The organism is Rhodococcus sp. G6(2025), from assembly GCF_058628105.1.
Window position 1 is genome coordinate 74,570 of record NZ_CP179751.1, and the last position, 13,928, is coordinate 88,497.

Annotated in this window: 13 protein-coding genes and 3 pseudogenes; 9 read left to right on the top strand and 7 right to left on the bottom strand. The window is 66.5% G+C overall.

Annotation, left to right across the window (positions count from 1 at the left end; all coding sequences use genetic code 11):
* Positions 1-45 precede the first annotated feature (45 nt).
* The 3 genes from ACLIVD_RS37275 to ACLIVD_RS37285 all read left to right on the top strand — a co-directional run bounded on the left by ACLIVD_RS37275 (position 46) and on the right by ACLIVD_RS37285 (position 2,594).
* A complete protein-coding gene (locus ACLIVD_RS37275; RefSeq protein ID WP_491933037.1) occupies positions 46-582 on the top strand; it encodes a hypothetical protein in 537 nt (178 codons plus the stop codon).
* Positions 583-1,274: 692 nt separating this feature from the next.
* Positions 1,275-1,610, top strand: coding sequence for a WhiB family transcriptional regulator (locus tag ACLIVD_RS37280; protein ID WP_491933038.1), 336 nt, complete (start codon positions 1,275-1,277; stop codon positions 1,608-1,610).
* 159 nt (positions 1,611-1,769) lie between these two features.
* Positions 1,770-2,594, top strand: a complete 825-nt coding sequence (locus ACLIVD_RS37285) for a TspO-related membrane protein (RefSeq protein ID WP_491933039.1) — start codon at positions 1,770-1,772, stop codon at positions 2,592-2,594.
* Positions 2,595-2,671: 77 nt separating this feature from the next.
* Here the strand turns inward: ACLIVD_RS37285 and ACLIVD_RS37290 are convergent, their stop codons facing one another.
* The 5 genes from ACLIVD_RS37290 to ACLIVD_RS37310 form a co-directional block, all read right to left on the bottom strand.
* A complete protein-coding gene (locus ACLIVD_RS37290) occupies positions 2,672-3,079 on the bottom strand; it encodes a hypothetical protein (protein ID WP_491933040.1) in 408 nt (135 codons plus the stop codon).
* Positions 3,061-3,420, bottom strand: coding sequence for a hypothetical protein (locus ACLIVD_RS37295; protein ID WP_491933041.1), 360 nt, complete (start codon positions 3,418-3,420; stop codon positions 3,061-3,063). The genes ACLIVD_RS37290 and ACLIVD_RS37295 overlap by 19 nt, the downstream gene beginning before the upstream one ends.
* A 4-nt stretch (positions 3,421-3,424) precedes the next feature.
* A complete protein-coding gene (locus ACLIVD_RS37300; protein ID WP_491933042.1) occupies positions 3,425-4,174 on the bottom strand; it encodes a hypothetical protein in 750 nt (249 codons plus the stop codon).
* A gap of 418 nt (positions 4,175-4,592) precedes the next feature.
* Positions 4,593-5,288 (bottom strand): type 1 glutamine amidotransferase domain-containing protein, encoded by a 696-nt coding sequence (locus ACLIVD_RS37305; RefSeq protein WP_491933043.1) that lies wholly within the window; start codon positions 5,286-5,288, stop codon positions 4,593-4,595.
* Positions 5,289-5,306: 18 nt separating this feature from the next.
* On the bottom strand, positions 5,307-5,735 hold the full coding sequence (locus ACLIVD_RS37310; RefSeq protein WP_491933044.1) for a MarR family winged helix-turn-helix transcriptional regulator: 429 nt from the start codon (positions 5,733-5,735) through the stop codon (positions 5,307-5,309).
* Between the two features lie 551 nt (positions 5,736-6,286).
* Between ACLIVD_RS37310 and ACLIVD_RS37315 the strand changes: the two are divergent.
* From ACLIVD_RS37315 to ACLIVD_RS37330, 4 genes and pseudogenes are all read left to right on the top strand, one after another.
* A pseudogene (locus ACLIVD_RS37315) lies at positions 6,287-6,725 on the top strand (flavin reductase family protein).
* Positions 6,725-7,436, top strand: a pseudogene (locus ACLIVD_RS37320) (pyrimidine reductase family protein). Before ACLIVD_RS37315 ends, ACLIVD_RS37320 begins: the two co-directional pseudogenes overlap by 1 nt.
* Positions 7,437-7,632: 196 nt before the next feature.
* Complete coding sequence (locus tag ACLIVD_RS37325; RefSeq protein WP_491933045.1) at positions 7,633-7,779, top strand: DUF7489 domain-containing protein; 147 nt, start codon at positions 7,633-7,635, stop codon at positions 7,777-7,779.
* A gap of 157 nt (positions 7,780-7,936) precedes the next feature.
* Positions 7,937-8,128: pseudogene (locus ACLIVD_RS37330) on the top strand (hypothetical protein); the annotation flags it as partial.
* A 791-nt stretch (positions 8,129-8,919) separates the two neighbouring features.
* Here the strand turns inward: ACLIVD_RS37330 and ACLIVD_RS37335 are convergent.
* The gene (locus ACLIVD_RS37335) at positions 8,920-10,389 is read right to left on the bottom strand and encodes an aminotransferase class I/II-fold pyridoxal phosphate-dependent enzyme (protein ID WP_491933046.1); all 1,470 of its coding nucleotides are present in this window, start codon (positions 10,387-10,389) and stop codon (positions 8,920-8,922) included.
* 226 nt (positions 10,390-10,615) lie between these two features.
* Here ACLIVD_RS37335 and ACLIVD_RS37340 point away from each other — a divergent pair, with 226 nt between their 5' ends.
* A complete protein-coding gene (locus tag ACLIVD_RS37340) occupies positions 10,616-11,662 on the top strand; it encodes a C45 family autoproteolytic acyltransferase/hydrolase (protein ID WP_491933047.1) in 1,047 nt (348 codons plus the stop codon).
* A gap of 86 nt (positions 11,663-11,748) precedes the next feature.
* Here the strand turns inward: ACLIVD_RS37340 and ACLIVD_RS37345 are convergent, their stop codons facing one another.
* Positions 11,749-12,672 (bottom strand): LysR family transcriptional regulator, encoded by a 924-nt coding sequence (locus ACLIVD_RS37345; protein ID WP_491933048.1) that lies wholly within the window; start codon positions 12,670-12,672, stop codon positions 11,749-11,751.
* 73 nt (positions 12,673-12,745) lie between these two features.
* Between ACLIVD_RS37345 and ACLIVD_RS37350 the strand changes: the two genes are divergently transcribed.
* The gene (locus ACLIVD_RS37350) at positions 12,746-13,747 is read left to right on the top strand and encodes an EamA family transporter (protein WP_491933049.1); all 1,002 of its coding nucleotides are present in this window, start codon (positions 12,746-12,748) and stop codon (positions 13,745-13,747) included.
* Positions 13,748-13,928: the final 181 nt, after the last annotated feature.

Consider the following 13,928-nt stretch of genomic DNA (forward strand, 5'->3'; position numbering starts at 1 on the left):
GGGGGTGCGTGCCGCCACGGGCGACCGCACAGCCGATTCGACTCGATGCCGTCTCGGCGTGTCCGTCGCCCGGGCGGGTACCCGGTGGGCGTGGGTTCGGATATCGGTGACCGCGCGTTCCCGGAGGCTCGCCTGGCCGGACACCTGCTCGCCCTGGTCACCGATCACGACTTCGACGCGTTGTCGGCGGAACTGTGTCCGCTGGTACAACCACCGGCCGCGGACCCGGTCCGGGCCGTTCTCTACGGCAGTGTGCTGACCTGGCTGGTCACCGCCCTGACCGACGTGGTCACCGCCCGTCTCGGTCAGCCCGCACCCGGAGAATCGTTCGTCCTCGAACTGCAGACCACCGCCGGCCACACCCTCGGCGCCGAGGATCTCCCACTGCGGGAAGGCCGGGTCGGACGCGCCGCCCTGGCCCTACTGTCCGGCGACCGGGCTACAGCCGACGTCCACCTCGAAGCCGCCGCACGCGAACCGGAGCTGGCCATCCGGGCAGGCACGCTCGTCGAGGCGTTGATCTGGCTCGACGCCCTCCTTACCGCGCAGACGCCTGCGTTTCCAGACTGCCCACCGCGCTGACCTCCCACAATGACACTCCCGGTGGGCGCCGTCGCCCGGCCGCCGGGTGGTCCGCAGGGCGGCCCGCATCGCCCCTATCGGGACCACAGCCGCATCGCTGCTGCCTCGGCGACGCCGGACCACTTCGGGCGGCTGAACACGCAACCCACACACGATTGCGAGGCCGAGTCCCCCGACCGGTCGCTGACGACTCGCGTGAGACCGCGGATGTGATGCCAGTTACTTTCGGGCGAATCTCTTCACCGTCCACCGTCGTAGCGTTACCATTAGCGTTACATCCATTTACCGATTCTTTGCAGTCGGTGAGGGTGGGGAGATCACCGGTATTCCGGCGTCTCCCGGTTCCATCGATGTCGAGACCAGGCATAACGTCCATTCCCGTCTGCGGAGACGTGGTGCACTGATTACCGTTTCTGAATCCGGTCCTCGCTGTCACTACCTCGATGTCTCTTGCCGGCATCAGGAGTGAACGCGCGATGTGTCGAGGGGTCATGTCGCACAACATTTTCCGGACAACAATCCTGCAGCTGGTCCGGCTCCGTTCCTTCTGAGGAGGCCATGCCAACACCCACCTCCATGTGCACTTTGCACGATCCGTCGGCGACCGGCCCAGGCCTTGCCGAACCCGTGTGTCCCCCGCTATTGCCGGCGTTCGTGTCACCGTTTCAACTCCGAAAGCGACCCATCCCGCAGTGCCTGATCATTCGCACCACATCAATCCGGACTGGCAGCACCGCGCCTCCTGCCGCGGCGCCGACACCGAGACGTTCTTCTCCCCCGACGGTGAACGGGGCAGCGGCCGCACAAAGCGTGAGCGTGCCGCCAAACAGATCTGCCAGGACTGCCCCGTCCTCGCACAGTGCCGCGCCCACGCCCTCACCGCCAACGAGGCCTACGGCATCTGGGGAGGCATGTCCGAAAGCGAGCGCGCCCGCCACCTCCGACGGAACCGTTCCACGGCCCGCCACTGCGACACCGCACCCGCTTCGGCAGCGCACCGCAACCGCTCCACCTGCTCGCGCACGTAACCAACCACGTGCGCGGTGAAATCGGTTCCCTGCGGTACGGCGCCGTCACCGGAACCCTGCGAGCGTGTCTCAGTTAGCCGGCGTGACGGTGCTCCTCAGGACGTGTTCTCGACGAGTTCCTATCCTCGACAATGGACGTTCTCCCGCAAAGGAGTGACCATGAGCGGATCGATCGAATCATCCCCTGACGACGGTGCCCGTGTGCTCTTCGTGATCCTCTCCGCGGTGGTGGCGGTCGTGGGTTCGGTCATCGGCTCAGGGGCGCTGGTGGGAACCCCGATCGCCCAGGTCGCCGACGGCGCCCTCGCCGCCGACGCCACCGCAGTGGCCCCGGGCGGGCCCGCCTTCTCCATCTGGACCCTGATCTACCTCGGGTTCCTCGCGCTCGCGATCTGGCAGGCACTGCCCGCGCACCGCACCGATCCTCGGCAACGCCGCGCCGGGTGGTGGCTGGCCGCGGCGATGGTCCTCAACGCCGCGTGGATAGTCTGCGTGCAGTTCGAACAACTGTGGCTCAGCGTCCTGACGATCGTGGCCCTACTCGCAGTGCTGGTCGTCGTGTTTCACATCCTGACCAACACGAAGCCGTCCAGTCGTGTCGAAGCGATCGTGGTCGACGCCACCGCGTTCGTATACGTCGGATGGGTGTGTGTCGCGGTGGTCGCCAACATCGCTGCCGCCCTGGGCGCCGCCGAGATCGATCCGTTCGCTCTCGGGGCCGATACCTGGGCCGTACTCGTCCTTACCGCAGTCGCCCTGGTCGCCGTGGTCCTTGCCGTCGCCGGTCACGGACGCTTCACCGTCACAGCAGCCATCGTCTGGGGGCTCGTATGGATCGCCGTCGCGCGGACCACCGGCGACGGTTCCACCTCGCAGCCAGCCGCCATCGCCGCACTGGCGGCCGCCGCAGTGGCCATCGCCGCCACCGCGATCGCCCGACGACCCCGCGCACAGTCCGGCGAGGCCAGCGTCACGAAACCCTAATCGTGTGCAGTGCTTAGGAAATCGACCACGAGCGATCCGGGTCGGTTCGACAGGTTCCCCCGATCAAGCCCGTCCTCTCAGCCCCACAACTGTGCCCGTATTTTCTCCTCGAACCACTGCTGCGGACGCCGGTTCGGAACGTCCACGACGCGCCCGAAGTCGTCGAGGCGGGAGTCGATGACCCGGTCCCGTGCCGCTCTCCGGTCGGCGAGATCACCTGTGGCATCGATGCTGATCTCCGGTGGTGTGCCCCGTTCGACCAGCATGACGGCGCGTTCGTCCCGTCCGTGGCGGCACCGATACCGCACCCCCGCCGCGGTCGGGGTGCCGACCAGGATGTTGGTGCAGGTGATGCGGGAGTCGCGGTAGTCCCGCCACGTGCACCCGGTCAGCGAGCCGTCCTGGTTGATCGCCGCCAACCCGGCCTGGGTGTCGAGGGCCGCGACCGTGAGGTCCTCGCCCGCAATCATCCGGGTGAGCGACACTTCGGCACGGGCTGTGTCGGAGAGCCTTCCGGTCTTGGGGATGTCGGTGCCGCGCAGGATCCTCTCGCGACCACCGCACCCACCGGCAACCCGACGTACAGGTAGCCACCGAGCAGTGAGCCGCCGGGGCAGACGCGGTCGTCGTGGACCGGGTCGAACCGGCCCTGCCGCGGAATTCGCGTGGTGCGGGTGTTGATCGTCACGCCGTCCGCGAGCGGGGCAATGGCGGCGGAGTTGAAGCTGTTCGGCGGGTAGGGGCTGTCGGTGCGGTGGATCCGCCACAACTCGGTGCCGGCCGCAATGGTGTCGGTGTGCGCGGGTGCGCCGTTGTACGTTCGCACCCGCTCACATGCCCCGGCGTGCCACGTCGAGGACGTTGTCGATCGCGATCTCGGTCAGCTCGCCGGCCTCGAGGTCCTCGAGGGGGCTGCGGCCGTCGAGGATCTCGGTAGCGGTCAGCCACCACGACGCCGCACCATACGGGTCCTCCGCCACCGCGAGCCGCCGGTTCGCATATTTCACCAGGTCAAAAATCTGGTGCCGTGCCCGGTCGAACTGGAACAGCGGGTACCGGTAGTCCGGGCGGGCGCCGATCGGCAACCCGATCAACTCCCCCGCCTTCCTGCGTTTCTGCGCCACGCTGCGGATCGGCTCACTCGTCGGCGCCAGGATCGTGGCGACCTCTTTCGAGTCGATCACCTCGAGGGCGTCGAGGACCGACCTGCGAGCATTCGCCCGCAGCGATGTGCCCTCTTCGGCGTCGGTGACGGTCGCGATCAGTGACTGCGCCAACTGCAGCCGCTCGGTCTGCGACAGGGCGGCTGCCGAAAACTGGGTGAGTGCAGTGACCACGTCCCCGCCCGCTTCGTCTGCCCCCACTGAAGTCAGGGCGTCACCGCGCCGACCTGCTGTGCCTGCGCGGGGTCCGGGATCCGGCGCGTTTCCGCCTGCCTGGACCAGGGCGAGGCGGAACTCCGCGAAATAGGTGCCCAACGCCCGCTCGAGGCCCTCGACCTGGATCGACTCGGACATCCGCGCCACCACTACCGGGTCGATGGCAGGAGCAGGTCCCGAGGAGAACGCTTCGGCACACATCCAACCCTCCCAGGTACGATCGTCCTGACCACGTACCTATCGTACCTCCGAGCGGTCGATCCGTCGACGCCGAGACCAGCGGCCACGACGGGCGACTGGTGCGCGCCGCCGACTCCCGTAGGCCTTGGCGGTGGGGCCCGCCCTGGCCGGAGGCCGGATCGGGGTCGACGGTCACCTAGTCTGTCTCCACGAAGATCCGGCGTCCGTCCTCGTGCGCATCTGAGCGCGAGAGTGTGCCGTTCAGCTCACCGATTTGGCATCGCTGCTGAAACTCAACGCCGAGCATGACGTGGGCCGACTCTGTCAGCTCACCGAGCTGGGTACCGGTGGCTCGCTGCCGCTCCCGCGCAGCGGCAGCCTATCTGCGGCGAAGTCGACCTCCAGCTCCCGCGCAGTGTCTGCGCGGGAGCTGGGGTGGTCAGTGTGATTGCAGCTTCGTCACAAGTGCTTCGGCGACGGGCCGAGCGCTTCCCGGGTTCTGGCCGGTGATCAACTGTCCGTCTTCGACGACGAAGGGGTCGAAGGGTTTGTCGGCGATGCTGTAGTTCGCGCCGAGCTTATTCAGCTCGTCCTGCAGGCTGAATGGAACGGCATCGGCGCGTTGTGCCGCTTCCTCCTCCGGCCAGGAGAAGCCGGTGACATTCTTGCCTTTGACCAATGGGTCTCCCGTACTGAGCGGGACATTGAGAAGGCCGGCCGGTCCGTGGCAGACGGCAGAGACGATGCGGCCGGTCTCGTAGAAGCGTGCGGTCAGCGCACCGAGATCGTCACCGCGGAAATCGAACATCACGCCGTGGCCGCCGGTGAAGTAGATCGCGTCGTAATCTTCGACGTCGAGGTCGGTCGCCTTCGTCGTGTTCGCGAGGAGATTCATGAATTCGCGGTCGTGGTAGCGCTTGTCGGTGCCGAGCTCACCGAGCACCTCGTGTGCCAGGCTCTCGGGGTCGATCGGCACGTAACCACCCGAGGGACTGGCGATGTCCACGGTGTATCCGTGGTCGGTGACGTAGTCGTAGAAGTGCGTCAGTTCACCGAGCCACAGCCCGGTGCGATAGCCGACCTTCTCGTACTCTCCGACGTTGGTGACGATGATCAGAATCTTGTTCGTAGCCATGCTGTACTCCATTTCCAATCAGATTTCTTCAGAAAATGGTGGGGCGCTGGAGGGTGCGGTGTGGTCCCGCGCCTGGCGTGCGACCCTGCTCAGCAGCGAGCGGAACTGTTCCTGCTCGCCCGGCGCGAGGGCGCCGAGGACAGTGGTCTCGGCGTCGGCGATCCGCGCCTCCAACTGCTTCAGCCGCTCCGATCCCGCGGCCGTCACGACCACCGTGCGGACTCGACGGTCAGCAGGATCGGGTTGGCGATCCACCAAGCCCGCGTCGACGAGGTCGTCGATCACGTAGGGGATCACCGACCGATCCACTCCCAGATAGTCCGCGAGCTGCACTTGTGTGCGAATGCGTTTGCGCGCCACGGTATACAGCAGCTGGAAGCCGCGAGAACCGCGCGGCAAGTCCGCCACCACGGGCTCCACCAGGGTCTTGTAATCACGCATCAACATCGCGACCGACCACCCGAGGTCGCAGTCCCCGTCGTCCGCTCCGTCATTCGACACTGGTTCAGGCTATCGAAGAATCATATGTGCCACAACTAAGTCATATAACAATTTAGTTGTCCATCAATAGTTCCCTCTCGACGCATGAGGCTTTCCGCGTTCGAACACCCCACCTCGGTCTTTGTGGGCCGACCGTGGAGGCTGCGCGGGATGACACCGAAGGGACTGCCCCGGGCTCTGGTCGACATCGCCTTGATGGTGCTGCCGTGTAGAGCCCGATCGCCCAAGCTCGCAAACACGGCCGGGCGGGTGTGCGCGGTGTACCCATTGCCCTACCGGCAGCGTCAGTCGTATTTCGCGTCCGTGGGTCCCACAACGTCCCTTGGTCTCGTCGCGCGTCCAGGTCGACTCTGTTAGACAGAGCGAATGGCGCACAACGGAAATCCCGACACGACACAGCTCTCCGAGCCGAACTAAATGTCGACGGCGTGGCAACACCGGCGTCGCGCGACGCCGGACAGGCGTTCGAAGATGTCGTCGCGTAGTTGGACTATCCGATGTTCGTGGTCACGACGCGCGGGGAAGAACAGCGGTCGGGATGCCTGGTCGGGTTCGCGTCGCAAGTCAGCATCAACCCGCCGCGTTTTCTCGTGGGACTGTCGAACAAGAACCACACCTACAGCATCGCCGCGCACGCCGAACACCTCGCGGTCCATCTGCTGACCCGACCACCGTGCCGTGGCAACCCTGTTCGGTGAGCAGACCGGCGACGACATCGACAAGTTCGCGCAGTGCGATTGGCACGCCGGCCCCCACGAGCGGCCCATCCTCCACAGCGCCGCGGCGTGGTTCAGCGGCCGAATCCTCGAACGCCTCGAGCTCGGCGATCATGTCGCGTTCCTTCTCGCACCCGAAACAGGCTTCGCACCAAACGCTCTGGGTGAATTGATCACCTTCTCGGATGTGCAGGACCTCGAACCCGGACACGAGGCGTGATACCGACCATGCGCAAACTGGACACAGGCTCAGGCGAGGTGCCTGCCGAGGATTTCTATCGCGACCCGCCCGACGGCGTTCGCGTGAACATGGTGGCCAGCCTCGACGGCGCCGCTGCCTTCAATGGCCGGGGCCGGCCCCTCTCGGACGCGGTGGATCACCAACTCCTCCGCGCTCTGCGCACCTATGCCGACGTGGTACTCGTCGGCGCCGGAACCATCCGGGCCGAACGGTACGGGCCGGCAGTGCTGACGGACGAGCAGTCGCGCTATCGACTCGAACGGTGGCCTCGACACACCGCCGCCGATCGCCGTCGTCACCCGCACCGGCAACCTCCCGCTCGACACCCCACTGTTCACCGGCGACGTACGGCCGATCGTCGTCACCACCCACAGAACCGCGACCGAGCGTGGCCCCGCCCTCGGAGAGGTCGCGGACATCGTGGCGGCAGGAGAAGACACCGTCGACATGCCTGCCCTGATCGCCGCCTTCCGCGACCGTGGCTTCCGCAGAATCCTCTGCGAGGGAGGCCCCACACTTCTCCACGACCTCGTCGACGAAATGTGCCTCACCGTGGCGCCGAGGCTGGCCGGACCCCAACCGCTGCAGTCGACCACCGGTCCCACCTTGGGAGCGCCGCGGACGCTGTCACTCCACCACGTCCTGACCCACGACGACTTCCTGTACCTCCGATACGGCCGCGGCCGCTAAGCCAGTCGAGGACGGTGGAGCACGAGTCGCCCGTCCAGGGCGTAACGGTTTCTGGCGACTCCTCCGGCGGCGACCTCGGTCAGCCAACAGCGTGCGCACGCTGCCCGAGGACGAGGCCCCGCACCTGTCGCCGGAACGCGTGCGGCCCCGTCAGAAGGACTGAACCACTTGCGTACCAGGATTCGCGCTACCCGACTTGTACCCCCGCCTGACAATCCGTCTCGCCGACGGCACCACCACCAAGGTCCGTGTCGACCGTGAGCTGTGGAACAGCATCACCGAGGGTGACATCGTCCGCAAGGCCCCCGGCCAGAATCCGGTCAAGCGGGCAGAGCATGGATGACAAAATCGAGCGCCATTGCCGCCGCCTCTGCCCTTCGCCTATGTCCGACAATGCCTGCGGGTTCTGGGCTTTCGCGCGAGCGTGGACACGATCTCGGCGACGACGAAACGGGTGTCTCCGTGGTCGATACCTCTGAATGCATCGACAGCACGGTAGTCTGATCGGAGCGAATCTGGTGTCCGACCAGATCTCCTACGGTGCGATCGCCACCATCCAGGCGTTCGCCGGCGGCGCGGCCATCGCCGTACTGGCGGATTCGTTGATGCCCGAGGCCTACAAGGAAGGCGGTTGGTGGGTGGGCCTGTCCACCGCGCTGGGATTCCTCGTCGCGTTCGGTCTCGGAGCATAGACCGAATACGACGACGTCTCGGTCCCTACAGCACCATGGGTGCGGCCGGTGACCGCGGGTCGGGCGGGCCGGAACGATCGCGGCTCGCAGCAGGTCCCGGGCTCCCGCGACGGGCGCCTCGCCGACCCGGTGTTTGCGATCCTGCCATCCCGGCAACTACCGACGGTAGGGAGCACCGCCGTGTTGGGGTATCGCCGATGTCTCGACTAGCGTTCGCCGGGTGTGCCGCCGATTCAGCCGACAGTGTCCAGGCGTCAGGCAACGGAACCGTCCGGATACCGCCCCCTGCAACAACATTGACCCAAGCGAGGCTCACCGAGGCGGACACGAGGAACAGTGAGCACGTGGGTTCTGTGGATCCTCGCAGCACTTTCTACGCTGGTGCTCGGCGGTCTCGGTGTACCAGCTGCGGTGGAGGCGCCGGGTGCACAATGTGAGGTTGGCGCGTTGGATCGAGCAGGGCGGTCCGGGTGATTTTCGGGACCCTCTGGGCCGATCGAGGGTCGTGTCCGCGACTGCGGTGTAATCAGTAGGTGGCCGCTCGACGCAGCCGACGACCGTCGCCGCCGCGCCGTCGAACTTCTCGACGAGTACGGGTGGATTCGCGTTGGACCGGCCCTGATCGTCGACCAACAGAAATTCTTCGTGCGGTGACCCATCGGCCTCACCAGCGACTACGAGGCCGATACCCTGTACTCGAAGCGTATCCAAGGCGTCGGCATTCAGAGTGCACCCGACGGGCGAGAAGATCCCGCCGGTTTGGTGCAAAGGTTATCCACTGGGCTGCATTGTCATCGCGACCCGGTGACCACCCGGATGCGGCGGAGGGATCCGTCGGCGGCATCGGGTATCTCCATCCCGGCATCCACGCCGCTGCGCAGATAGTCGATGACGGGCTGGTCGAGCCGCTCACCCGGCACCACCGCGGGAATGCCCGGTGGATACGGGGTGAGGGGTTCGGCGGCGATGCGCCCGGCGGCCTTGTCCGCCTCGACCAACTCCACCGGCCCGAAGAACGCATCCCGCGGGGACAGCACCGAATCGAGCTGCAGTTCCTCGGGACTCGGCAACGAGATCGGTGGTGGTGGATCGAACGAGGACGCGGCGTGGGCCAGGTTGTCGAGCGCGGTGACCAGCCGGTCGGTGGTGGTGTCGTCGTCGGCCATCGATAAGGTCGCCGCGATGCGGCGGTGATCGTGCATGCCGACATCGAGGTGGCAGTGCTCCCGGAGCCAGTCGGTGCACTGGAACCCGGACACACCGAGTTCGCTGACATCGATGAGGATCTGCATGCGGTCGAGGTCGTGCGAGGCCTGCTCCCCGAGCAATCGATCTTCGAGCACGGTCAGTCCGCCGATGCGGGCGATCCGTTCCCTGGTGCGGCCGGCGAGCGCGAGTGCGCGGCCGAGCAGGTTCGTGCCGTGCTCGGCCATCTGTCGCCGCCACCCATCGATGGCCGCATACAGCATCACGTTCGGGCTTGTGGTCGTCAGCAGGTCCGCGCACTGCGACAGGTGCGTGCCGTCGACGAGGTCACCCTGCAGGTGGTAGACCGATCCCTGCTCGAAGCCCGCACCCATCTTGTGGACGCTGACCACGCAGACATCGGCACCGGCGTCCATCGCCCAGGTCGGCAGGTCGTCGTGGAACGGAAGGTGCGCTCCCCATGCCTCGTCGACGATGAGCGGCTTGCCCCGCTCGTGGCACACCTGTGCGATGGCGTCGAGGTCGGCGCAGGTGCCGTATGGGCTGGGGCTGACGATCAGTGCACCGGCGGCGTCGGGGTACTTCTCCCACATGGCCCGCACCTGGTCCGGGGACGGCGGATGGGAGAAGTGCATGTCCTGGTCCCAGCGTGGGGTGATCCAGCGAGGTGTCACACCGCTGAAAATCAGTCCGGCGACGATGGACTTGTGCGAGTCGCGGGAGACGAGTAGGCCGCCGGGATCGTTTCCTGCGACGGCCATCATCGCCGCCTTCACCGACAGCGAGCTGCCGCAGGTCGAGAAGAAGGCCTGCTCGGCCCTGACCGCGTCGGCCATCAGTTGCTCGGCCTTGGACAGGTAGCCGTTACTCGACCTCCGGTCGTCCAGTCCCCCGGAGGCGAGCACGTCCGCACGGAACGGGTCGGTGCCGAGAACCTCTTTTACCCGCTCGTCGGCGCCGCGCCCCTGCCGATGGCCTGGTGGGGAGAACCCGTATCGGTCGAGCCGGTGATACTGCTCCAACGCATCCAACAATGGTGCCTGCGACTGGTCCATCCCCGAGGTGTACCCGCACTCTTTCCGCCTTGAACCCTCGACGCGTCGCCGCAGCTTTCGGCCGCCGGCGCACACCGCGCCACACGGCGACAACGGCCGAAGAAATGTTCTTATGATCGATATGGCCCCGCGGACACGCGGCGCGCCCGCCACGCGGCGCTCGCGAATCGCGTCTCGCCGGAAAGGTACTTGACGACATGGCAGTCGAGAATGACGAGTGGTTTCGATGACGGTCATCGAGTGTTCCGGAGACGGGCGGGCGCGTGGCCGCGCCCACGGTGAGCAGGCCCGCGACTTGGTCCACGCCGCCCTCGACCGCTGGCGAGACGGTACGAACGCTCGAAGTCGCCATCACCTCGCCTCGACAGGACTGCTCGCCACGGTTCAGGCCGCCGTACCCGACCTGGCCGAGGAGATGCGCGGCATCGCGGAGGCCACAGCGGTCCCGTTCGCGGAAATCCTCGCGTACAACTTCATGGACGAACAGTGGTGGGTGCATCGCGAGCACCTCGAACTCGGCTGCAGCGTCCTCGGGCGGGCGGACGTGGACGGCGTCTACCTCGCGCAGAACATGGACCTGCCCGACTTCATGAACGGATCCCAAATCGTTCTCCGCATCCGCCCGGAGGCCGGCCCCGAGGCACTGGTGCTCAGTTCGGCGGGAATGATCGGATTGACCGGGATCAACGATGCCGGAGTCGGCGTCTGCGTCAACACCCTCGGCATGCTGCGCCACAACTCAGCCGGCCTGCCCGTGGCCGCCGCGATCCGTGGCGCGCTCGCCCACGCTTCCCGCGAGCAGGCCGTCGACTTCCTGCACCGCATCTCACACGCCAGCGGCCAGCACTACGCGGTGGCGGATGCGCACGGTTTTCACGGGGTCGAGTGTTCAGCCGCAGCGGTGGTCGTCAGTTGCCGGGCGGGGTCGCCGCGCCTGCTCCACACCAATCACCCGCTGTCCAACAGCGACATCGACCAGGATGCCGAGCACGAATTGGAGCGCGAAGGACGGATCACCGATTCCCGGGCTCGGCTCGCTTTCCTCGAAGCGAATGCGTCGGAAGCCCGCGATCGCGCTGCCGCCGAGCGCCTTCTCGCCGACCGCACCGCGCCCCTGTGCGTCACACCGCGTCTGGGTCATCGGACGCGGACTTTCGGTGCCGTCGCCTTCGAGTTCGGAACAACTCCGCCGACAGCACGCTTCTGCCTCGGCCTACCGGACCAGGAACTCTGGATCGAACCTGGATGGCGCTCGGCGCCTCAGGACGATTAGATGCTATCCGCCCAGGACTTGGCTCAGCGACGTCGTCGCGCACCTGGTCTACGGCGCCACCGTCGCCGGGGGGTCACGACGCGTCTCTAGCCGCCGGTGAGCGTTCGAAAGGCGGTGGCGACGACGCCGAGGGCACCGAGGCCGGCGGCGATATTTGGATGACCTGCACTACCGCGCCGTATACACGTCATGATCGTGCGGGTCGGTATCGGCGCTTCGCGTAGTGGGACACGCACCACAGCGTGCGAGGACGGGATAGGCACCATCCGCGGCAACAGACAGACGCCGAATCCTTCTGCGACCAAGGCGGACACGGCATACCACTCCTTGACCTGGTGGGTGATGCGGGGAGCGAATCCCGCTGCGAGACACGCTGACACGAGTAAAGCGTAGGTGTCGTTGTTCTCCTTCTTGACAATCCATTCCTCGGCAGCGGCCCCGCTGAGTGCCACACCCTCTGATTTCGCAAGAGAATGGTTCGCGGGGACCAGTAAGTCCTGCGGGTCGTCGAGCAGCTGATACTGCTCGAACCGAGGATCGACAAGAGTCGGAGCGTCGGGACTGGGGAGGACGATTCCCACGTCGGCCTGCTCGGCACCGACGAGCCGGTAGCAGTCGAGGCATTCTTCTTCTCTGATTTCGACCTGCAGCCGGGGGTGGGTTACCGCGAGACGACGAGCAGCGGGTGCGGCCAGTGCCGCGACAGCCGAGGACACCCCGCACAGACGCAACGGACCGGTCGACTCGCGGCCCTCGGCGGCGAGATCGGCCTGGGCGCGTTGCCATTGAACCTGCAGTGTGTCGGCGTGGTGGAGCAGCATGCGTGCGGCCGGGGTCAGGTGCACCAGTCGGCCTTCGTGGCGGAGCAGGTCGACGCCGAGATCACTGGCCAATGTCTTGAGCTGTTGGGAGACCGCGGACGGGGTCAGATGCAGCGCCGCGGCAGTCGCGGTGACGGTGCCGTAGTCGGCCAGGGCCCGCAGGACCTGTAACCGCCGCAGGTCGATCATGAAGTCCAATCTAAACGAAATTGCGCCCAAAGTATTGATGGACCTGCACCTTTATCGTGGCGATGCTGGGTGCATGAGGAACATAAGCAGCCTCTCCGCTCCCGCTCTCGTTCTGTGTAGCGTGGTCAGCATCCAGTTCGGGCAGGCGCTGGGCAAAGGGTTGTTCGACTCCGTGGAGCCCTCCGGCGTGGTGGCATTGCGTCTCGGCATAGCTGCGGTGGTGCTCCTGTTCGTGTGGCGGCCAAGGCTGCCCCGGCCATGGACCGACCGGGCGGTGATCCTCGGATTCGGTACGGCGATCGCGGGGATGAATCTCGTCTATCCCGCCCTGCACTACCTGCCCACGGGTGTCGCGACGAGCCTGCAACTTCTGGGGCCGATCACCCTGGCCCTGGTGTCGTCCCGACGGTGGTCTGACGTGGTGTTCGTCGGTCTCGCCGCGACCGGGGTGTGGTTGTTCTCCGGATCGCCGAGTGGCGCGTATCCGGTCACCGGCATCGTGTTGGCGCTGGCCTCCGGAGCGTCGATGGCCGGCTATCTGCTGATGGGCCGACGAGCAGGAACGCGCAGTGCCGGCGCCGAACCCTTGGCGTGGGCGGTTACCTGGGCGGCTCTGGTCACGGTGCCGGTCGGTGTGTTCGACAACGGTGCCGCGCTCCTCGAGGTCCGAACCGTCGCCATCGGCGCAGTCGTCGCGGTCCTGTCCGCCGTGGTGCCGTACTCGCTCGAACTCGCGGCGCTGCGTCGCCTGCCGCCTCGAACCGTCGGTGTGCTGCAGAGCCTCGAGCCCGCCGCCGCGGGGATTGCGGGAACCGTTGCACTCGGCGAAAACCTGCACGTCGCACAATGGCTCGCTGCCGGCTGCGTCAGCGCCTCGAGCATCGGAACAGTCCGCCGATCCCCGCCCCAAGTGCCCGAACGATCCCTCGACTCACTACCGCAGCGCCGCTCCCCGCGGGTTGACATTCCGCGCATCCGAACGGCTACCAAGACGCTCCACAATGCGGTGTCCACGGATCGCGTCTCCACGCGGAAATCCGAAACACACATGCCGCCAGCTCGAAGAGCCTATTGACGGCGCGACGTCGTTGACGGAGTCCTTGGGGGCTCGTCGTCACCGCACGCCGCGACATTGTTCACCATCGTCGACCGTCCCAGCGAGCAGGTCGTGTGGATCCAAGTCACTGTTGCGTGGGCGGATGTCCGGACGGATCCCCTGGCGGCGACTACTCCTCATCGCGCCATCTGCGGGTTGC

What these genes read in the sequence shown, in the direction of transcription:
- ACLIVD_RS37310 (WP_491933044.1), bottom strand. Translation starts at nt 5,735, where the DNA reads ATGTTGATGCGTGATTACAAGACCCTGGTGGAGCCCGTGGTGGCGGAC.
- ACLIVD_RS37275 (WP_491933037.1), top strand. Translation starts at nt 46, where the DNA reads ATGCCGTCTCGGCGTGTCCGTCGCCCGGGCGGGTACCCGGTGGGCGTG.
- ACLIVD_RS37335 (WP_491933046.1), bottom strand. Translation starts at nt 10,389, where the DNA reads ATGGACCAGTCGCAGGCACCATTGTTGGATGCGTTGGAGCAGTATCAC.
- ACLIVD_RS37345 (WP_491933048.1), bottom strand. Translation starts at nt 12,672, where the DNA reads ATGATCGACCTGCGGCGGTTACAGGTCCTGCGGGCCCTGGCCGACTAC.
- ACLIVD_RS37350 (WP_491933049.1), top strand. Translation starts at nt 12,746, where the DNA reads ATGAGGAACATAAGCAGCCTCTCCGCTCCCGCTCTCGTTCTGTGTAGC.
- ACLIVD_RS37305 (WP_491933043.1), bottom strand. Translation starts at nt 5,288, where the DNA reads ATGGCTACGAACAAGATTCTGATCATCGTCACCAACGTCGGAGAGTAC.
- ACLIVD_RS37300 (WP_491933042.1), bottom strand. Translation starts at nt 4,174, where the DNA reads ATGTGTGCCGAAGCGTTCTCCTCGGGACCTGCTCCTGCCATCGACCCG.
- ACLIVD_RS37340 (WP_491933047.1), top strand. Translation starts at nt 10,616, where the DNA reads ATGACGGTCATCGAGTGTTCCGGAGACGGGCGGGCGCGTGGCCGCGCC.
- ACLIVD_RS37285 (WP_491933039.1), top strand. Translation starts at nt 1,770, where the DNA reads ATGAGCGGATCGATCGAATCATCCCCTGACGACGGTGCCCGTGTGCTC.